The sequence below is a fragment of the Geodermatophilus sp. SYSU D00758 genome (assembly GCF_054049955.1).
On record NZ_JBJGYK010000018.1, the window covers coordinates 1 to 19026 of the forward strand.

Here is a 19026-nt window from a genome sequence, read left to right on the forward strand (position 1 = left end):
GCCTCACCCGCGGGGCCGCCGTCCCCCGCGGGCGCCCGGCCGGCGGGGCGCCGGGGGCGGCCGCGGCCCCCCGCCGGCGGGGCCGGGGGGCCCCCCGGGCCCTGGGACGACCGTGGTCAGCAGTTGACCGCGATGCCGTGCGCCTGGAGCCAGGGCGCCGGGTTGACCCGGCTGGCGTACAGCCCGCCCTGGTGGACCTCGAAGTGCAGGTGCGGGCCGGTGGACTGGCCGCGGTTGCCGACCTCGGCGATCTGCTGCCCGGCCTCGACGACCTGCCCCGCGCTGACGAAGAACTGGTTGACGTGCCCGTACAGCGTGATCTGCCCGTCGGAGTGCTGCACGTAGACGGCCAGGCCGAAGCCGCTGGCCGGGCCGGCCTGCAGCACGACCCCGCCCTCGGGGACGTAGATGGGCGTGCCGATCGGCGCGGCGATGTCGACGCCCTGGTGCATCGTGCCCCAGCGCGGGCCGTAGCAGGAGGTCACCCGGCCGTCGACGAGACCGCTGCCGCTGCCGGAGGCGGCGGTGAGGGCCGGGGCGGCTGCCGCGGCGGTGGCGGCCTGCTGCGCGGCCCAGGCCGCGGCGGCGTCCTCGGCGCCCTGGGCGGCGGCCAGGCGCTCGCCGGCCTGGCGCAGCTGCTCGTCGAGGGCGGCCTTCTGCGCCGCCATCTGGTCGTAGCGGCCCTGCGCCTCGGCGAGGTGGGCGTTGGCGGCCGCCTCGGCCTCGTCGGCGGCCCGGGAGACCTCGTCGAGGCGCGCGACGGCGGCCTTGGCGGCGCGGTCGGCGTCCTCGACGCGCTGCTGGACGGTCAGGAACTCGGCCAGCCGGTCGGCGCGGTGGTCGCCGATCACCTCCATGGTGGCGGCCTGCTGGAGCAGCTCCGTGGGGTTCTCGGCGTCGAGCAGCAGCTGGATGTCGCCGTAGCGGTCGTCGGCGCCCATGTAGGCCTCTCGACCGAGATCGGCGATGTCCTCCTCCGCCGCGACGACGGCGGCCTGGGCGTCGGCGAGCTCGCGGGCCGTGGCCTCGGCGTCGGCCTGGGCCCGGGCCAGCTCGGCGCGGGCGACGAGCGCGGCGTCCGCGGCGGCCTCGGCCTCCACGGTCATGCGCTGCAGCTGCTCCTCGGCGGCGCGCACCTCTCCGGCGAGGCGGTCGACCTCGGCGGACAGCTGCGCCTGCTCGGCGGCGATCTCGCTCGAGCTGGGGGCCGCGACGGCGGCCGGGGTGCCGGCCAGGAGGCCGAGGGCAGCGACGGCGGCGACGGCGGCGACGAGCGTCAGTCGGGGGGCGCGCAGGCGGCCGCGGCGTGACGTGTTGCGGACGTGCTCGGTGGTCAGGCGGTGCAGGGTCGCCAACGCGACGGTTCTCCCATCCTCGCGACCGCCTACCGGGTTAGCTGACGGGTTCGGGCCGGACGTCGCCCTACCCGGATGCGCCCCCCTGCGCACCCAGGACTCACCCCAGAGGTTCGGTGGGTCCCCGGTCCGCCTCGACCCCGGAGGGCGTCGGCGGTTCGGCGGGGCCCGGCCGAGGCCCCCCGGGATTCGGGGCGCTGCCCGGCAGGGCCGACGAGACGCTACTACGGGACGACCCCTGCGGTCACGATCGGGTAACGCAGATCGCGTGCCTCCTTGCCCTCTCGGGTGATGCTCACTACGCGGCGTGGCCGGATGACTGCACTCCGGTGCCCACCCGGCCCGGCTCGGCGCGGGCTGGGAGGATGGCACCACCAGCGCCCGAGCCGGGGGACGGCCGCCGGGTCCCGCAGTCGATCGGCAGAGGTAGGGCGTGTCAGCACGGAGGAAGCTCGTCGGCCTGGCCGGCGTCGCGGTGGTCGCCGCCGGGGTCGCCGCGGCCGCCACCTGGACCCCGCCCAACGAGCGCCGGACCCCGGTCGCCGCCGGTGACCGGCTCGGAGGCGAGCTCGTCGGCGCGGGTGCGAGCAGCCAGCAGGCCGCCATGCAGGGCTGGCTGGCCAGCTACTCGGCGGTGCAGCCCGACGTGCGGATCAGCTACGACCCGGTCGGCTCGGGCGGCGGCCGGGAGCAGTTCCTCGCCGGCGGGGTGGACTTCGCCGGCTCGGACGCCGCACTCGACGAGGAGGAGCTCGAGGAGGCCCGGGAGCGCTGCGGGGACGCCGGCGTCTTCGAGCTGCCGAACTACATCGCGCCGATCGCCGTGGTCTTCCAGGTGTCCGGCGTCGAGGACCTGCAGCTGTCGCCGGCGACCCTGGCCGGCATCTTCTCCGGCACGATCACCCGCTGGGACGACCCGGCCGTCGCGGCCGACAACCCCGGCGTGACGCTGCCGGACCAGCGCATCGCCCCCGTCCACCGCAGCGACGAGTCCGGGACGACGGAGAACTTCACCGCCTACCTGGCCGAGACGGCGGGTGCAGCTTGGCCGTACGAGCCGGACGGCGAGTGGCCGCTCCCGGGCGGCGAGGCGGCCCAGGGCAACTCCGGCGTGGTGGCCGCGGTCGCGGGCGGGGAGGGCACCATCGGGTACGCCGACCTCAGCCAGGCCGGGGACCTCGGCGTCGCCGCCGTCCGGGTCGGGGACACCTACGTGGGGCCGACCGCGGAGGCCGCCGCCGCGGTGGTGGCCGGGTCCCCGCGGCGGGAGGGCCGCGGGCCGGCCGACCTCGCCATCGAGCTCGACCGCGCCACGGTCGAGGGTGGCCGCTACCCGATCGTGCTGGTCAGCTACCACATCGGCTGCGTCGAGTACGCCGACCAGCAGACCGCCGACCTGGTGCGTTCCTTCATGGGCCACGTGATCAGCGAGGAGGGCCAGGAGGCCGCGGCCGAGGTGGCCGGCTCCGCACCGATCTCCGACGAGCTGCGCGAGCAGGCCCGACCGGTGGTGGAGTCGATCCGCGCCCGGTCCTGACCGCGGGCCCCGGCGCCGGGCGGCTCGCCCGTCTGGCAGGCTGGACCGCGCCGGGGCGGTAGCTCAGCCGGTCAGAGCATGGGACTCATAATCCCTGGGTCGTGGGTTCGAGCCCCACCCGCCCCACCGGGGTCCGACGAGCCACCGGGGCGGCCCGCAGCCCGCGAGGGCGTGCGGACCGCCCGGTCGGGTCACGGGTCAGCGGCGGTCGACGGAGCGGTCGGCGTCCAGCTCGATCTCCTCCTTGCGGACGTCGGCCGACACCCGCTCCTGCTCGGTGACGGTCTCGGTGTCGAGGCGGACGCGCTCGACCGGCACGGCCTCCTTCTCCACCACGGGGCGCTCGGCGTGGAGGGTGACCTCGTGCTCCTCCTCGCTGATCGCCGGTCCGTCGAGAGCGTTGCCGACGTTGGCGTCGGTGATCGGCTCGCGCTCGACCCGGACCTCCTCGCGGGAGACCGGGACGGTCTCGGTCACGCTCTCCGTGACGACGTGCTTGCGCAGCCGGGCGCGGCCGACCTCCTCGGTGCGGGTGCCCACGGCGAGCCGCTCCTCGGAACGGGTCATCGCGTCGTCGGTCGTGGGGCCGGACGTGTCGCGGCCCACGGCGCGGCCCTGGACGTCGTCGTACACGCCGTCGCCGTCGCGGTCCGCCCGCGCGGTGCCGGCCACGCCGGTCGTCGAGCGGGTGGTCTCCGTGCCGGTGACCTGCGTCCCGGTCGTGGCGGGGCCGAGGTCGTAGTAGCGGTAGAGCTCCTGCTCCTCCTGCGGGGAGAGGTGCCCGTCGGTGTCGATCTTCGGCGCGCCCTTCACCCGGTCCTTGCTGACGGCGACCCGCAGGCCGTCGTCGGTCAGGTCGGCGTCCCGGATCGGGACGAAGGACTCCTTGGTCCCGAACAGCCCGGTGCGGACGGTGACCCACTCCGGGCGGCCGGTCTCGTCGTCGAGGTAGACCTCCGACGCCGAGCCGATCTTGTCGCCGGTCTGGTCGTAGACGTCCTTGCCGATCACACGGCTGATGCTGTCGGTACCGATCATCGTGGCTCCTGGGGGTCGTGGCGCTTCTGCCCGGGTAGCGACCCGGAGGCCCCGGGCCGACGGGAGGAAGACCTACCCGCCGGTTTACGACGTAAACGGACGACGGCGGCCGGTCAGCCGGCCCGGTCGAACAGCCGCTCCAGCCCGGCGAGGCGGAGGACCTGCAGCGCCGCCTCCGAGGGACGGCGCAGCACCGGGCGCAGCCCCGCCACCCGGGCCGGCTGCGTCAGCCGGATCACCAGGACCACGCCCACGGAGTTCAGGAAGGTGACCGCCGAGGCGTCCACGACCCGGAGCAGCCCGGGGGGCACGTCCCCGTCGGCGCCCTCGAAGGCGGCGACGGCGGCGGCGTCGATCTCGCCCACGAGGTGGAGCACGACCACGCCGTCCTCGACGGCGAACCGGATCTCCCCCGGCGCCGGGGGGCCGGGCGTGCTGGACACCATCGGCCGCGGCCTCCGTGAGCTCCCCGCCTCGGCGCTCGCGACGCCCGGTCGTTTACATCGTAAAGGGAGCAGGCGCCCGGACGACAGGCCGCGAGGTCATCCCTGCGGGCGGCGGTGGGACTCGCGCAGGAGCCGGTCCAGCCGGTCCAGGAGGTTCTCCAGCGACTCCTCGAACTCGGCCGCGGACTCGTCCTCGCTGAGCAGCGGCTCCAGCCGCACCACCGACGGGTACTGCCCCAGGTCGGTGTCCGCCCCGCCCTGCGGGTCGGGGTCGTCCCGGGAGCTGATGGGGACGCCGCGCTGCGAGATCTCGAGCAGCAGGTGGCCGAGCAGGAAGCTCGTGTAGGCGCGGTAGGCGGCGACCGCCGTCCCGTCGGAGAACCCGTGGTCGGTGAGGGTGGTCAGGAACGACTCCACCCACCGCAGGCTGCGCAGCGGCGGGCGGATCCACGGGGCGGCCGGTGGCCGGGTGGCCACCAGGGGGAAGACGGCCGGGTGCGCCAGCGCGATCCGGCGCACCCCGTGGGCCAGCCGCTGCAGGTAGTCCTGCCACCCGTGGGATGCGGTGAGGTGGACGTCCGGATCGCCGTAGAGCTCGTCGACGACGGTCTCGACCACGCCGTCGAGCAGCTGCTCCCGGCTCGGCACGTAGCGGTACAGCGCCATCGCCTCCACCCCGAGGTGGGCCCCGAGCCGGCGCATGGTCAGCGCGTCGATGCCGTGCTCGTCGATGAACGTGAGCGCCGCACCCAGCACCCGCCGCCGGTCCAGGCTCCCGCGTGCCGAGCTCTGGCCGGCCGCGGGGACGACCATCGACGCCCCGCCCCGGGCCTCGGGCTCGTCCGGGTCGCCGGGCGTGCGCACGTCCTCCACGCGACCTCCTCCCACCGGCACGGGCGGGGCCACGGCGCAGGCCACGGTGCCCCCGCCCGCGCCCACCGCCGTCCCCTCCCCCGAGGATCCCCGCCACCCCCGGCGGCCCGCACACCGGTCCCCCGTCCGGGCGCCCGGAACCCCTGCAGGGCGGGAACGGGGTGACGGCTTCGTGACGGTCTGCCCGGTGCGCCCATGGGTACACCGGCACCCGGGCACTGTCCCCCGTGGCCACGGTCCAGCCGGGCGCGGCCGACCCGACGAGGAGGGAGATCCCCGTGCCGGACCCGCGCGCGCAGCCCGGTGGGCAGGTGCAGGACGCCGCCGCTCCCCGCCACGTGCTGGAGGGGCTGCTCGGGATCCCGTTCACCGAGGGCAACCGGGTCGACGTCCTGCGCGACGGCCGGGAGACGTTCCCGGCCCTGCTCGACGCGATCGCCGGGGCGACGCGGACCGTCGACATGCTGTGGTTCGCCTGGCGTGGCAGCGACATCGGGACGGAGCTGGCCGCGGCCCTCGCCGAGCGCGCTCGCTCCGGGGTGCGGGTCCGGGTGCTGCTCGACGACTACGGGGCCGGGCACATGGGCCGCGACGAGGTCGAGCTCCTGCGCCGCACCGGGTGCACGCTGTTCACCTACCGGCCGCTGCCGAGCTGGCGCCCCACCGTGTGGAACCTGCGCACGCACCGCCGGGTCCTCGTCTGCGACGGGTCGGTGGCGTTCACCGGCGGCACGGGGGTCGCGGACACCTGGGCGGGTGGCGGCTCCTCCCCCGGCGACTGGCGGGACACCGCCTTCCGGGTGCGCGGGCCGGCCGTGGCGGGCCTGCGGGGCGCCTTCACCGAGACGTGGCTCCAGGCCGAGCTGCACCAGGGCACCGGCCACCCCCTCTCCGACGCCGACCGGTTCCCCGCCCTCGAGCCGGCCGGGTCCAGCCCGGTGCAGGTGCTCCGCCCGAAGTCCGGGCCCGGGTGGAACGACGCCGCGCTGGCCGTCGCGCTGCTCCTCCAGACCGCGCGCACCCGCGTGCGGGTGACCACGCCCTACGTGCGGCTGCCCGGCTGGCTGCGGGACCTGGTCCTCGAGACGGCCGGGCGCGGGGTCCACGTCCAGCTGCTCGTCGCCGGCCCGCGCGTCGAGCGGCCGGCGGTGCACCTGCAGGGCGAGCGTGACTTCGGGCCGCTGCTGGAGGCCGGTGCGGAGATCTGGCGTTACCAGCCCAGCCTCATGCACGCGAAGGTGGTCACGGTGGACGGCGCGATCGCCATGGGCGGCACCACGAACCTCGACGTCCGCTCGCTCGCCCTCAACGAGCAGGTGTGCCTGGTCGTCGAGGACCCCGCGGTCGTCGCCACCCTGGACGAGCACTTCGACGAGGACCTCACCCGCAGCGCGCGGGTGACCCCGGCCGGCTGGGCCGCGCGGCCGCCGACCCACCGCGCCCTGGAGAGGGCCGCCGACGTGGTGGGGCGCCCGCTGCGGGGCTGGGGCGGCATCGGGCTGGCCGGGCGCCGCCCGGGCCGCCGCTGACGGGCCCGGGCGCAGCACCCGCCGGCGAGCGGCCCGCGGGTGGTGGCCGGACGCGCCGGGCGTGGAGGACGACGAACACCGTGCCGGAGGCACGTCGACCGGAGGGAGAGGCAGGATGTCCGCGGTAGGAGACAGGGACGGAGCAGCGCGGGCGGCCGGGACGACGTCGACCGACGTCCGCTCCTCCGACGGGACCCGGCTCGCGCTCAGCACGTGGGGACCGGAGGACGGGCCGGCCGTCGTCCTCGTGCACGGGCTGGGGCTGTCGACCGAGTCCTGGGGCGAGGTGCCCCGGCTGCTCGCCGACCGCCACCGGGTGATCGCCTACGACCTGCGCGGGCACGCGCAGAGCGGTGACGCCCGCGCCGGCGGCTACTCCCTGGACGCGCACGCCCGGGACCTGGACGCCGTCCTCACCGCCTGCCTGCCGGAGGGCCGCCGGGCCGTCGTCGCCGGGCACAGCCTCGGCGGGGGGATCATCCTCGAGGCCGCCCAGCGCTGCGGCACCGCCCGGATGGCCGGGGTCGTCTTCGCCGGCTCGGGTGGCTCGGGGGTCACCGCGCCCGGGCTGCCGGCCCGCCGGCTGCCCCGCCGAGCCCAGGTGGCGGTCGAGCAGGGCTGGTTCCGGCTGCTGCGGCTGGTCGCGCTCGTCGGACGCCGGCTGCGCGCGGCGGAGGCGCTGTCCGACCGGCTGGTCCGCCGGGCGGCCTTCACCCCCGACGCCCCCCAGGAGGCCGTGCGGAGGGTCCGCGACAGCTTCCTCACCACCCGGCCGCTCGCGCTCGCCGGGACCACCCTGGCCAGCGTCAGCCACGACGGCACCCGGATCGCCCCGGATCTCGACGTCCCCACGCTCGTGGTGCACGGGGAGCGGGACCCCGAGGTGCCCTCCGACGAGCTCCGCGAGCTCATGGACGCCCTGCCCGACGGGGAGGTCGTGGAGCTGCCCGGCGCCGGCCACATGCTGCCGATGCTGCACCCGGAGTTCGTCGCCGAGCAGATCGCCCGCTGGGTCGCCAGGACGGCCGCCTGATGCCGGCGCCGACCCGGTTCGAGCCGTACGTGCACCTGGTCGACGTCGGCCCCGACCGGGCGCTGGTCGCCTGGGGCGGCTTCTGGTTCCGCCGCGACGCAACGGGCGGGCGGTGGCGGGTCCTCGCCGACGGGGAGCTGCACGAGGTGGACCCGGGCCGCACCGGCAGCATCGGCGCGAACGCCGAGCCCTACGGCCGGGCCACGGTGGAGGTGCTCGACCCCGACGGGACCGTCGTGGGCCGGGCCACGGCCACCGACGTCAACCACGCCTGGGTCACCGGCCTGTCGCCCGACACCGGCTACCGCTACCGGGTGACCGTGGACGGCCGGCCGTGGGCCGACGGCGAGCGCTGGGACTGGGGACCGGTGCCCCGCGGCGGTCTCGACCTGCGGCCCGGTGGGCGCGGCTACGACCTCGCCTTCCGGACGCACCCGGCGCCCGACCGGTCCGCGCCGCTGGACTTCGCCGTCCTCGGGGACTTCGGCGTGGGCGTGGTCGCCGACACCGAGGCCGGCCGGCGCCAGCGGCGGGTGGCCGAGGTGCTGGACCGGGTGGCCGACCGGCCGGGGATCCGGCTGGTCCTCACCGTGGGGGACAACGTCTACGCCACTCCCGGCCGGCGCGGGTCGGAGGGCAGCGGGGACTCCGACGACGACTGGTACGGCAGCTTCTACCAGCCCTACCGGTACGTCCTCGCCCGCGTGCCGGTCTACCCGACGGTGGGCAACCACGACACCGCCGACGAGGAGTCCAGCGACGACCGCGCCCGCATCCGCGACAACTTCCACACCGACGCCCGGTTCACCCCGGAGGTGCTCGGCTCCCGGGCCTCGGTGGACCCGGGCATGTTCTACCGCCTCGGTTTCGGCGCCGACGTCGAGTTCGTGTGCATCGACACGTCGCTGTCCCGCGACCTGCCGACCACGCACTTCTTCGAGCACCCCCGGCACCGGCGGTTCCTCGAGGAGGCCCTGCCGGGAGCCCGGGGCCCGCGCTGGCGGATCCCGTTCTCCCACCACCCCGCCTACTGCGCCGGTCCGCACCACCCGAACACCGCCGCGATGGTCGAGCGCCTCGTGCCGCTGTTCCGCCGGGCGGGGGTACGCGTCGCCCTCGCCGGGCACGAGCACAACTTCCAGCTCTCCCGGGCCGACGGCATCGACTACGTCGTCTCCGGCGCCGGCGGCCAGGTCCGCGAGGAGCCGCCGCAGGGGTTCGACGACGCCCGCACCGTGGCGTGGGCCGCGCAGGCGCACCTGCTGCTGGCCCGCATCGACGGGCCGGAGATGACCCTCACCCCGCTGTCGGCGGTCGGCCCGGACGGCGAGCCGGAGGCGATGACGCCCCGCACCCCCGACGGCCACCTCGTGGAGGTCCCCCTCAGGGTGCGGGTCGGCTGAGGCACCGGCCCGGGGAACCGTCACGGAACCGTCAGAGCCCGCCGGTGGGACGGCGGGTATGCGGCAGGGGATGACTGCTCCACCCCCCACCCGCCACGCGGACACCGCCGGCCTCGGCCGGTTCGAGCGGCGGTCCGCCCTCGCCGGGCTGGCCGTCCTCGTCGGCGCCGTGCCCTTCCTCCTGCTGTGGCTGCTCGTGCAGCGGTCGTGGTCCCCGCTGGCCGGCCTGGACGGCGACGTCGCCGCCGGGCTCAACGACGCGGTCAGCGACTGGCCCCTCCTGGTGACCGCCCTGCGGGTGGTGACCGACCTCGGGGGCACCGGGACGGCGGTGTTCGTGCTGGTGCTGCTGACGGTGGTCCTCGTGATCCGGGACCGCCGGCGGCTGGCGGCGTTCGTGGCGACGACGGGTCTGGGGCTGGCCGTCCTCGGCCCGGTCACCAAGGCGGTGGTCGACCGCGCCCGGCCGGTGGTCGAGTCCCCCGTGGTCTCCACGCCGTCGAACGCCAGTTTCCCGAGCGGGCACTCCATGACCGCGCTGGTCACCTGGGGCGTGGTGCTGCTGGTGGCCCTGCCCGCGGTGCACCGCCGGGCCCGGCGCTGGCTGATCGCGGCGACCGTGGTGGTGGTCGTGGCCGTCGGCTTCACCCGGCTGGCGCTGGGCGTGCACTTCGTCTCGGACGTGCTCGCCGGCTGGGCGCTGGGGATCGGCTGGCTGGCGGCCACGACGGCGTCCTTCCGCGCCTGGGAGCACGAGCACCACCCACCGGCGCACGAGCCGCTGGACCCGCTCGACGTCCCGTCGGCGGAGGCGGCCCACGCGGCGCCGGGGCCGGTTCCCCCGCTCCCCCGCAGCCGACAGGCCGTGCTGCGCCTGCTCGCCGTCGCCGCGGCCCTGGTGGCCACGCTCGGCGGCCTGGGGCTGCTGGTCACCGGGGTCCTGGGCGACACCTGGGTCGGCCGGTTCGACCGGGCGGTCGTCGAGTGGTTCGTGCAGTTCCGCAGCAGCGGGCTGACCGCCGTGGTGGAGGCGGTGGGCACGCTGGCCGGGACCCGCGCCGTGGTGGGCGGCGGCCTGGCGCTGGGGGTCCTCGGGGTGGCCGTGGCCGCGAGCTGGCGGCCGATGGTCTTCGTCGTCGTCACGCTGGTGGGCGAGGTGCTGCTCTACTGGGTCACGGCGCAGCTGGTGGGTCGGCTGCGGCCCACCGTGGCCGACCTGACGCAGGGGCTGCCGACCGGGGCGAGCTGGCCCTCGGGGCACGCCGCCGCCGCGATGGCGCTGTACGGGGCCGCCGCCGCGCTGGTCGTCGTCCACGGCCGCTCGCGGTGGCGCTGGTGGGTGCTGGTCCTGCCGCTGGTCGTCGCCCCGGTCGTGGCGGTCAGCCGGCTCTACGTGGCCGCCCACTACCCCACCGACGTCCTCGCCGGGCTGGTGCTCGGCGGGGTGTGGGTGTACGCCTGCACCCGCCTGCTGCTGGCACCGCCCGGCCGGGGCTCGCGCGCGGGCGTGCGCCGCCGGGAGGTGCCTGCCCCGTGACGCGGGTGCTGGGCAGGCTCGCGCTCGCCCTGGGCGTCGTCGTCGTGCTGCTGCTGGCCTACGGGACGCTGGTCGAGCCGCGCTTCGTCCTGGACCGGGAGCGGGCCGAGGTGGTGCTGCCCCGGCTGGGTCCGGACCTCGACGGCACCGAGGTGGCCGTCGTGTCCGACTTCCAGCTGGGCATGTGGTTCGGCAACCCCGGGATGAGCGCGCGGGCGGTCGAGGCCATCGCCGAGGAGGAGCCCGACGTCGCCCTGCTGGGGGGCGATTTCCTCTACAGCACCGAACCGGACATCGCCCCCCGGATCGACGCACTGCTCGACCTGCTGGCTCCGCTGTCGGACGCCGGCATCCCGACCTACGCGGTGCTCGGCAACCACGACCACGCGATCGGGGCCGCCGACGAGCTGACCCGGGCGCTCGAGGGCGCCGGCGTCCCCGTCCTGCGCAACGAGGCGGCCCGCGTGCCGGGCACCGGCGGGGAACCGGGGCGGGCGCTGTGGGTGGTCGGTGTCGGGCCCGACCTGCCGAACCTGGTGGACGTCGACGCCGCGTTCTCCGGGGTCCCCGGCGACGCGCCGCGGGTGGTGCTCATGCACAACCCCACCGTCTTCGACCGACTGCCGGCCGGCAGCGCGCCGCTGACCCTGGCCGGGCACACCCACTGCGGCCAGGTCGCCCTGCCCGGCCGGCCGCGCTGGGCCTACCTGGCGCTGACCAGCGAGGAGCGCATCGTCGCCGACGGGTGGGCACCCGAGGACTACGGCGCTGCCGGCAACGCCATGTTCGTCACGTGCGGCACCGGCTTCAGCGTCGCACCGGTCCGCATCAACGCGCCGCCCCAGGTCGCCACGTTCGTCCTGCGGTCCGGCGAGGAGGGAGCGCCGTGACCGAGCCGGCCACCGTCGACGGGACCCGGCTGGCGGTCACCGTCCGCGGCCCCCGGGAGGCCCGGCCCGTGGTGCTCGTCCACGGGCTCGGCATGTCCTCCCGGGGGTGGGACGACGTGGCCGCCCGGCTGTCCCGGGAGCACCGGGTGATCGCCTACGACCTGCGCGGGCACGGGGGCAGCGGGGACGCCGGAGCGGCGGGCTACACGCTGGAGACGCACGGCCGGGACCTGCTGGCGGTGCTCGAGGGGTGCCTCGACCCGGGCACCCGCGCGCTGGTGGTGGGGCACAGCCTCGGGGGCGGTGTGCTGCTGGCCGGCGCCCGGCTGGCCGGCACCGGGCGGTACGCCGGGGCGGTCTTCGTCGGGTCCGGCGGCTCCCGCGTCACCGCGCCCGGCCTGCCCGCCCGCCGGCTGCCCCCGCGGCTGGCCGGCGCCCTGCACGGTGCCTGGTTCGCCGCCCTGCGGGCCGGGACGGCGGCCGGCCGGCGGCTGCGGCCGGTCGCGTGGGTGTCCAACCGGCTGGTCCGCCGGTTCGGCTTCGCCCCCGGGGAGCCGGAGGAGCTGGTGGAGCGCGTCCGCGACGACCTGCTCACCACGCGGGCGCCGGCGTTGTCGGCGACCACGCTGGCCAGCCTCAGCCACGACGGGACCGAGCTCGCCCGGACCCTGGACGTGCCGGCGCTGGTCCTGCACGGCACCCGCGACCCCGAGGTACCCGAGGAGGACCTCCGCGCGCTGCTGGCCGCGCTGCCCGACGCCGCGCTGGTCTCCTACCCCGGCGCCGGCCACTTCCTGCCGCTGACGCACGGCCCGCAGGTCGCGGCCGAGGTGGCCCGCTGGGCGGCGCGGGTCCGGCCCGGCTGACCCCTCAGCGCCCCCCGCGGTTGCCGCCACTGGTGGGCGCGGCGGCCGGCCTCGGCCTCGGCCGTCTGCACCCGCCGGTGGTGGCGGCCGCGCAGGCCAGCGGCCCGCAGCCGCTCGACGCGGTCCTCGTTCCGCCGGGACCAGCGGCCGGCCGGGTTGCGCGCGCGGACACCTCGCGCCCCCGGCGGCCGGCGCGCGGGCGTGGACCTCGTCGACGTCGTCCACGAGCTGGTAAGGCCCGGAGCCGGTCGGCCGGGCCGACCAGGAAGGCGCGCCGGTGGTCGGCGTCGTCGCCGGCGACCATGACCACCGCGTCGCCGGCGCGCAGCTCGGCGTGCAGCACCTGCCCGGGTTCGCCGTGCTGCCGGCGCACCTCCTCGAACCCGAGGGCCACCAGCCACCGCAGCGCGGGCAGCGCGTCCCGCAGTTCAGGGAGGCGAACAGCCGCACGGCGCGGACGCTGGACCCGCGCCCGCCGCGGGGGCCACCCCCGCCGCGCGCCCGGCCGGAGTTCGGCGGACACTGCGGCGTGCCCATCGACCACACCGCACTGCTCGCCGGCTCCCCCGACGAGGTCCTGGCCGTCCTCACCGACGAGGTCTTCCTGCGCGACGTCGCCCGGGCGCTGGGGGCGCAGCTGCAGGGCGTGTCGGCCGAGGAGTCCGCCGACGGGCCGCGGACCACCGTGCGCCTGCTGGTCCCCACGACCGGCGTCCCGTCGGTGTTCGCCCGCTTCGTCGGCCGGGAGGTGGCCGTCGTCGACCGCCGCAGCTGGACGCGCTCGCCCGACGGCGCGCACCGCGGGCTGCTCGACGTGCAGGCCGAGGTGTTCGGCCGGTCGGTGACGGTCCGGGGCGAGCGGCGGCTGGTGGCCGTGGACGACGGCACCCGCTCCACGGTCACCGGCGAGGCCGAGGTCGACGCCCCCTTCGTGGGCCGGCAGGCGGAGGCAGCGGTGCGGGAGCTGGCCCTGGTGGTGCTGCGGCGCGAGGACGAGGTGCTCCGTCGCTGGCTGGCCTCGCCGGCCTGAACGGTCGTCCCTCCTCGGCGGGGGCGTGAATCTCGCGGGCGCGGGCGTGGGTGGACGGCGCCCCACCCGCGCCGAGCCGGCTGCGCTGCGCTGGACGCTTGCGCGGCCCCTGCCGAGGACCTGCCGCCGGGCCCGGTGGTGACCCGACCGGACCCGCGTCAACCCCTGGCATGGATGTGTGGACAGCCGTCTGAGCTGCGGATACGTGGCGCGGCGAGCCCCGCCGTGCGGTAGTGCTCGTACACACGTTCGGGGCGGTGGGAGCGGGAGGTGACCCGGCGTGGAGCGGCTGTCGAGCGCGCTGGACGAGCTGGCCGGGGCCGAGTTGACCTCGGCGTTCGGCCCGGAACTGCTGGAACGGCTGGATGGGCTGCTGGTCGCCCAGCACCGGCTGGCCGCCGAGGTCGCCCGCACCGTGCGCGCCGGCGAGCCGGCCGGGGCACCGGAGTTCGACGGGCTCACGACCATGGCCGCCTGGCTGCGCGGGCACGGGCGCCTGTCGACCCCCGCCGCCGCCGGGCTCGTGCGCGCCGGGCGCGCGCTGGAGCACCTCCCGCCCTCGCGGCCGCGCACGCCGCCGGGGCGGTGTCGGCCGAGGCGGTGGCGGTGATCACCCCGATCACCCGGGAGGACGAGCTCGCCGCCGCACGGGCCTCCGGCGTCGACCTCGATGCGATCGACCGGCTGCTCACCGGCGTCGCCGCCCGGCTCCCGCACACCGACCTGGTGCAGGTCGTGCGGCACTACCTGGCCGGCCTGGACCCCGACGGCACCGAACCCGACCCCACCGCGGGCCGCCGGCTGTCCTGGGTCCGCCACGCCGACGGCTCGATCTCCGTGCGCGGCGAGCTCGACGCCGCCGGCGGGGAGAAGCTGCAGGCCGCGCTGGAGGCGGTGCGGCAGGCCGGCCGCTGCGCCGGCGACGACCGGTCGGGGGTCCAGCAGCAGGCCGACGCCCTGGTCCAGCTCTGCGACAACCAGCTCGCCGCCGGGCACCTGCCCACCCTGCGCACGGTCAAGCCGCACGTCGCCGTCGTCCTCGACGCCGACGACCTCATCGACCCCAGCACCGGCCCGGTGCCGCGGAGCTGGGCTTCGGCGCCACCGTCTCCGCCGCCCGGGCCCGCGGGCCGGCTGGTGCGACGTCCACCACCTGCTCGAGTGGGCCCTCGGCGGGGAGACGTCCCTGGAGAACAGCGCCTTGCTGTGCGAGCGCCACTCGCACCTTGTGTCCACCACGGCTTCCGGGTGGAACGCCGACCCGACGGGCACTGGCGCACCCGGCGCCCTGACGGCACCCAGATCCGCATCCTGGCCCCACCCCTGACCGCCGCCTGATCCCGCGGCCGAAGCCAGGGGCCGACGGATCGGCCGACCCGGCGCACCCACCCGTGCGCCGGGCACCCGGCGTGCCCGGAAGCCGGACGATGGAAGGGAGCCGGCCGTGCGCGGTACCGCACAGGCGGAACGCGGCGGTCAGGGCAGCGGCCGGGCGTACCAGACCTCCCGCAGCGGCCGGCCCTGCCAGGTGCGCTCGAGCACCTCACCGGTCGGCACGAACCCCTCGGCCTCGTAGAAGCGCCGCGGGCCGGCGTTGCGCTCCTCGGTGCGCAGCCGCGCCACCGCGTGGCCGGCGGCCCGCAGTCGGTCGAGGACCAGCCGCAGCAGCAGGCGTCCGGTGCCGCGCCCCTGCTCGTCGGGGTCGACGTAGAGCAGGGCCACCTCGCCGGCCTGCTCGTCGGCACGGGCGAAGGCCACCACGCGGCCGGACCGCTCGGCCACCACGAAGCCCGGCTCGGTCACCCGCGCGGCCCACGTCGGGACGTCCGGTTCGGCGAGCACGTCCCCGAGGAAGGACGACCACGCCGCCCGACCGGCCGGCGCGTGCACGGCCGCCACCGCGGCGGCGTCCGCGGGCGTGGCCGCCCGCACCACAGGGGGATCCACCCCCGCCGCGGGGGTGGCCGCCCCTACCGCAGGGGTGTCGCTCAGGAGACCGGTTCCCGCCCGTGCTGGCGGCGCAGGCGGACCCGGGTCCCGTGCGCCTCCGCCGAGTGGACGACGGTCACCGGGCAGGAGGCGTGCAGCACGCAGTGCATGCCCACCGACCCCAGCAGGACGCTGGAGAAACCGCCGTGCCCGCGGCTGCCCACGACGAGCAGGTCCGCACCGGTCGACGCGTCGACCAGGACGTCGGCCGCCGCGCCCTGGACCGCCATGACCCGGACCTCCGGAGCCGGCCCGGCCATCTCCCCGAGGACCTCGGCCACGTTCCTGTGCGCCTGCTCCTCCGCGGCGACCCGGGCCCGGTCCGGCTCGTACTCGCCGATCGCGTAGAAGTCCATCCACGCCTCGGGCGGACGGTAGGCGGCGACGGCCTCCAGCGGGACGCCGCGGCGCACGGCGTCCTCGGCGGCGAACCGCAGCGCTGCGCGCGCCCCGGCCGACCCGTCGACGCCGACGACCACCCGTCCCGACGCACCGCGTCCCGTACCCGGTTCCCCGTCCATGTCCAGCCTCCCACCGCCGGTGAGGCCCTCCGCCCGCCGGCGCCCTCAGCCTCCCCGTGGCCGCGGTCGCGGGGCAGGGTCCTCGGTCGACGTGGCCCGGGGCCGGAGGACCCATCGGCCACGACAGGGCACGCGGGTCCCGTCTGCGGCAGTCTGACCCCATGACGACTCCGGACCCCGAGACCCCCGAGCCCCGGGACATCGCCCTCGAGATGGCCACGCCCGAGCAGGCCGCGGAGCTCGAGGCCCAGAGCGACGGCGACGCGGCCCAGCACCCGGAGCGGGACTGACCGCCCTCCGCCGCCCGCCCCGCCCGCACGTGGCCACCCAGCCGCCCGCACCCGGCCGCACCCTGGCCGGTCGGTACACGCTGCGCGACGTGGTCGGCCGCGGCGGCATGGGCGTCGTCTGGACGGCCGCCGACCGGCTCCTCGACCGCACCGTCGCGGTCAAGGAGGTCACCTTCGGGGTCCACCTCGACGACGGTGAGCGACGGGTGCTGCGGGAGCGGACCCTCCGCGAGGCGCGGACCGCGGCCCGCATCGACCACCCCTGCGTCACGCACGTCCTCGACGTGGTGGAGGAGGACGGCCGCCCCTGGCTGGTGCTGGAGTACGTCCCCTCCCGCAGCCTCCAGCAGGTCGTCGACGAGGGCGGGCCGATCGCCTGGGACGTGGCCGCACGGATCGGCCTCGACGTCCTCGCCGGACTGGAGGCGGCGCACGCCGCGGGGATCGTGCACCGCGACGTCAAGCCGGCCAACGTCCTCGTCTGCCCCGACGGCCGGGCGCTGCTCACCGACTTCGGCATCGCCACGGCCACCGGCGAGTCCAGCATCACCACCACCGGGGCGATCATCGGCTCGCCGTCCTACATGGCCCCCGAGCGCGCCCACGGCGGCCGGCCCGGGCCGCCGGCGGACCTGTGGTCCCTGGGGGCGACGCTCTGGACCGCGGTCGAGGGGCGACCGGCCTTCTCCCGGCCCGAACCGATGGCCACCCTCATGGCCGTCGTCTCCGAGCCCCCCGCGCCCGCCGTCCGCGCCGGCCCCCTCGAGCCGGTGCTGCTCGGGCTGCTGGCCAAGGACCCCGGGCAGCGACCGACGCCGGCCGGGTTGCGCGACCAGCTGGAGGCGGTGCTGGCCGGGCGCTCCCCGGCACCGCTGCGCCCGCCACCGCCCGCGCCGGCCGGCGCGCCGAACCCGCCGCCGGTCGACGAGGGTGGCCAGCGCGTGCAGCGCTTCGACGCCGCCGATCTCGCCACCCTCGCCTCGGCCTCGGTGCAGGCCCTGGGCACGGTGGCCCGCGACGCCCGCGACCAGGTCCACCACCTCGCCGAGCGGCACCGGGAGCGGCGGGCCGGGCGCGAGCCCCGGCCCGAGAACGGGGCCGCTCGCACGTCGCCCGAGGGGGAACCGACCCGCCGGTGGCGCTTCAAGCGCCGCTGGATCGTGGTTCCCACGCTCGTCGTCATCGTCGTGCTGCTGGCCGTCGCCGCGGGTCTGTTCCTGCTCGCGGCCTCCGAGTTGGGGTGGTTGTGACCATGCACGTGCTCTCCCGCCGACGCGCGCCGCTGCTCGTCGCCGCCGGTCTGCTCCTGCTGCCGGCCTGCTCCACGTCCGAGGCCGCCGACGAGGAGGCCTCCGAGCCCGGACCGCACTGGACCTTCGTCAGCCGGCCGGACCTCACCCCGCCGCAGGTCACCGTGACCGGCACCGCCCGCGCGGAGGACGGCACCGTGCTCGCCCTCGGCCCCAAGGGCGACGACGCACCGCACACCGGACCGCTGCTCGTCGACGCCGCGGGCGAGCCGGTCTGGGTGCACCCCACCGAGGGCAGCGCCTTCGACGTCCGGATCCAGGAGTACCAGGGCGAGCCGGTGCTCACCTGGTGGGAGGGCGAGCAGAAGATCGGCGTCGGCTGGGGCGAGTTCCGCATCGTCGACACCTCCTACGAGGAGGTCGCGACCGTCACCACCGGGGGTGAGGTCGGCTCCGGGCAGGCCGACTTCCACGAGGGCCGGCTCACGCCCGAGGGCACCATGCTCATCCCGGCCTACGTCGCCGAGCCGGCCGACCTCACCGCCTTCGGCGGACCGGAGGACGGCTGGGTCTACGACAACCTCATCCAGGAGGTCGACGTGGCCACCGGTGAGGTCGTGTTCGAGTGGTCGGCCCGCGACCACGTCCCCATCGAGGAGACCGCGTCCGAGCTCGGTGAGGGCGAGGGCACCGAGGAGGACCCGTTCGACTGGTTCCACATCAACTCCATGTCCGTGGACGCCGACGGCTCGCTGCTCGTCTCGGCCCGCAACACCTGGGCCGTCTACGACCTCGACCGCACCACCGGTGAGGTGCTGTGGACCCTCGGCGGGGAGGGCAGCGACTTCGCCATGGGCCCGGGCACCGAGTTCGCCTGGCAGCACGACGCCGAGCGGCAGCCCGACGGCACGCTGACCCTCTTCGACAACCAGTCCGAGCCCGACGTCGGCCCGGTGTCCCGGGGCCTGCGGTTGGCCCTCGACGAGACCGCCCGCACCACGACCCTGGTCACCGAGTACCTCCCGCCCGACGACGACCGGCTGGCCGGCAGCCAGGGCAGCTTCCAGCAGCTGCCCGACGGCACCGTGGTCGTCGGGTGGGGGTCGCGGGGCTTCTGGTCGGAGTTCGCCGCCGACGGCACCCTGCTCTACGACGCCGCGCTGGGCAGCGGCGACAACTACCGGGCCGACCGGGCACCGTGGACCGGGCGACCGACGACCGACCCGGACGCCGTCCGGGACGGCGACTCGGTGTTCGTCAGCTGGAACGGCGCCACCGAGGTGGCCGAGTGGCGGCTGGTCGCCGACGGCGTCGAGGCCGACCCGGTGCCCCGGGACGGCTTCGAGACGGAGCTGCCGGTGCCCGAGGGGGCCGACGACCTCCGCGTCGAGGCGCTCGACGACGCCGGCGAGGTCATCGGCGCCGCGGAGGTGGGGTGA

Annotated in this window: 18 protein-coding genes, 1 tRNA gene and 1 riboswitch; of the genes, 13 read left to right on the plus strand and 6 right to left on the minus strand. The window is 76.8% G+C overall.

What is annotated here, in order from left to right; translation table 11 throughout:
* Positions 1-116: 116 nt before the first annotated feature.
* The gene (locus tag ACI8AC_RS14620) at positions 117-1355 is read right to left on the minus strand and encodes a M23 family metallopeptidase (RefSeq protein ID WP_456898520.1); all 1239 of its coding nucleotides are present in this window, start codon (positions 1353-1355) and stop codon (positions 117-119) included.
* An 11-nt stretch (positions 1356-1366) separates the two neighbouring features.
* Positions 1367-1515, minus strand: a riboswitch (cyclic di-AMP (ydaO/yuaA leader).
* Positions 1516-1788: 273 nt separating this feature from the next.
* Between ACI8AC_RS14620 and pstS the strand changes: the two genes are divergently transcribed.
* Both pstS and ACI8AC_RS14630 read left to right on the plus strand, forming a co-directional pair.
* The gene (pstS, locus tag ACI8AC_RS14625) at positions 1789-2892 is read left to right on the plus strand and encodes a phosphate ABC transporter substrate-binding protein PstS (RefSeq protein WP_456898521.1); all 1104 of its coding nucleotides are present in this window, start codon (positions 1789-1791) and stop codon (positions 2890-2892) included.
* A gap of 52 nt (positions 2893-2944) precedes the next feature.
* Positions 2945-3018 (plus strand) — tRNA-Ile (locus ACI8AC_RS14630).
* A 72-nt stretch (positions 3019-3090) separates the two neighbouring features.
* Here the strand turns inward: ACI8AC_RS14630 and ACI8AC_RS14635 are convergent.
* The 3 genes from ACI8AC_RS14635 to ACI8AC_RS14645 form a co-directional block, all read right to left on the minus strand.
* A complete protein-coding gene (locus ACI8AC_RS14635; RefSeq protein ID WP_456898522.1) occupies positions 3091-3930 on the minus strand; it encodes a DUF2382 domain-containing protein in 840 nt (279 codons plus the stop codon).
* 113 nt (positions 3931-4043) lie between these two features.
* A complete protein-coding gene (locus ACI8AC_RS14640) occupies positions 4044-4376 on the minus strand; it encodes an STAS domain-containing protein (protein WP_456898523.1) in 333 nt (110 codons plus the stop codon).
* A 96-nt stretch (positions 4377-4472) separates the two neighbouring features.
* Positions 4473-5249, minus strand: a complete 777-nt coding sequence (locus tag ACI8AC_RS14645) for a TetR/AcrR family transcriptional regulator (RefSeq protein WP_456898524.1) — start codon at positions 5247-5249, stop codon at positions 4473-4475.
* A gap of 278 nt (positions 5250-5527) precedes the next feature.
* On the opposite strand from ACI8AC_RS14645, the gene ACI8AC_RS14650 reads away from it, so the two are divergent.
* The 8 genes from ACI8AC_RS14650 to ACI8AC_RS14685 all read left to right on the plus strand — a co-directional run bounded on the left by ACI8AC_RS14650 (position 5528) and on the right by ACI8AC_RS14685 (position 14875).
* The gene (locus ACI8AC_RS14650) at positions 5528-6778 is read left to right on the plus strand and encodes a phospholipase D-like domain-containing protein (protein WP_456898525.1); all 1251 of its coding nucleotides are present in this window, start codon (positions 5528-5530) and stop codon (positions 6776-6778) included.
* 115 nt (positions 6779-6893) lie between these two features.
* Complete coding sequence (locus ACI8AC_RS14655) at positions 6894-7811, plus strand: alpha/beta fold hydrolase (RefSeq protein WP_456898526.1); 918 nt, start codon at positions 6894-6896, stop codon at positions 7809-7811.
* The gene (locus ACI8AC_RS14660) at positions 7811-9214 is read left to right on the plus strand and encodes a purple acid phosphatase family protein (protein WP_456898527.1); all 1404 of its coding nucleotides are present in this window, start codon (positions 7811-7813) and stop codon (positions 9212-9214) included. Before ACI8AC_RS14655 ends, ACI8AC_RS14660 begins: the two co-directional genes overlap by 1 nt.
* 70 nt (positions 9215-9284) lie before the next feature.
* A complete protein-coding gene (locus ACI8AC_RS14665) occupies positions 9285-10751 on the plus strand; it encodes a phosphatase PAP2 family protein (protein ID WP_456898528.1) in 1467 nt (488 codons plus the stop codon).
* Entirely contained in the window at positions 10748-11641 is an 894-nt protein-coding gene (locus tag ACI8AC_RS14670) for a metallophosphoesterase (protein WP_456898529.1), read from the plus strand. Before ACI8AC_RS14665 ends, ACI8AC_RS14670 begins: the two co-directional genes overlap by 4 nt.
* Positions 11638-12507 carry an alpha/beta fold hydrolase gene (locus ACI8AC_RS14675; protein ID WP_456898530.1) on the plus strand — a complete coding sequence of 290 codons (870 nt, stop codon included), beginning with the start codon at positions 11638-11640 and terminating at the stop codon, positions 12505-12507. Before ACI8AC_RS14670 ends, ACI8AC_RS14675 begins: the two co-directional genes overlap by 4 nt.
* A gap of 277 nt (positions 12508-12784) precedes the next feature.
* Positions 12785-13537: a DUF2505 domain-containing protein gene (locus ACI8AC_RS14680; RefSeq protein WP_456898531.1), complete on the plus strand. Its 753-nt coding sequence runs from the start codon at positions 12785-12787 to the stop codon at positions 13535-13537.
* Between the two features lie 270 nt (positions 13538-13807).
* On the plus strand, positions 13808-14875 hold the full coding sequence (locus tag ACI8AC_RS14685; protein ID WP_456898532.1) for a DUF222 domain-containing protein: 1068 nt from the start codon (positions 13808-13810) through the stop codon (positions 14873-14875).
* Positions 14876-15013: 138 nt separating this feature from the next.
* On the opposite strand, the gene ACI8AC_RS14690 is transcribed toward ACI8AC_RS14685, so the two are convergent.
* Entirely contained in the window at positions 15014-15472 is a 459-nt protein-coding gene (locus ACI8AC_RS14690; protein ID WP_456898533.1) for an N-acetyltransferase family protein, read from the minus strand.
* Positions 15473-15525: 53 nt separating this feature from the next.
* The gene (locus ACI8AC_RS14695) at positions 15526-16047 is read right to left on the minus strand and encodes a universal stress protein (protein WP_456898534.1); all 522 of its coding nucleotides are present in this window, start codon (positions 16045-16047) and stop codon (positions 15526-15528) included.
* A 161-nt stretch (positions 16048-16208) separates the two neighbouring features.
* Here ACI8AC_RS14695 and ACI8AC_RS14700 point away from each other — a divergent pair, with 161 nt between their 5' ends.
* Genes ACI8AC_RS14700 through ACI8AC_RS14710 form a run of 3 tightly spaced genes read left to right on the plus strand, consistent with a single transcriptional unit; the run spans position 16209 to position 19026 of the window.
* Positions 16209-16337 (plus strand): hypothetical protein, encoded by a 129-nt coding sequence (locus ACI8AC_RS14700; RefSeq protein ID WP_456898535.1) that lies wholly within the window; start codon positions 16209-16211, stop codon positions 16335-16337.
* Between the two features lie 29 nt (positions 16338-16366).
* Positions 16367-17587 (plus strand): serine/threonine-protein kinase, encoded by a 1221-nt coding sequence (locus tag ACI8AC_RS14705; RefSeq protein ID WP_456898536.1) that lies wholly within the window; start codon positions 16367-16369, stop codon positions 17585-17587.
* Positions 17588-17589: 2 nt separating this feature from the next.
* Positions 17590-19026 carry an arylsulfotransferase family protein gene (locus ACI8AC_RS14710; protein ID WP_456898537.1) on the plus strand — a complete coding sequence of 479 codons (1437 nt, stop codon included), beginning with the start codon at positions 17590-17592 and terminating at the stop codon, positions 19024-19026.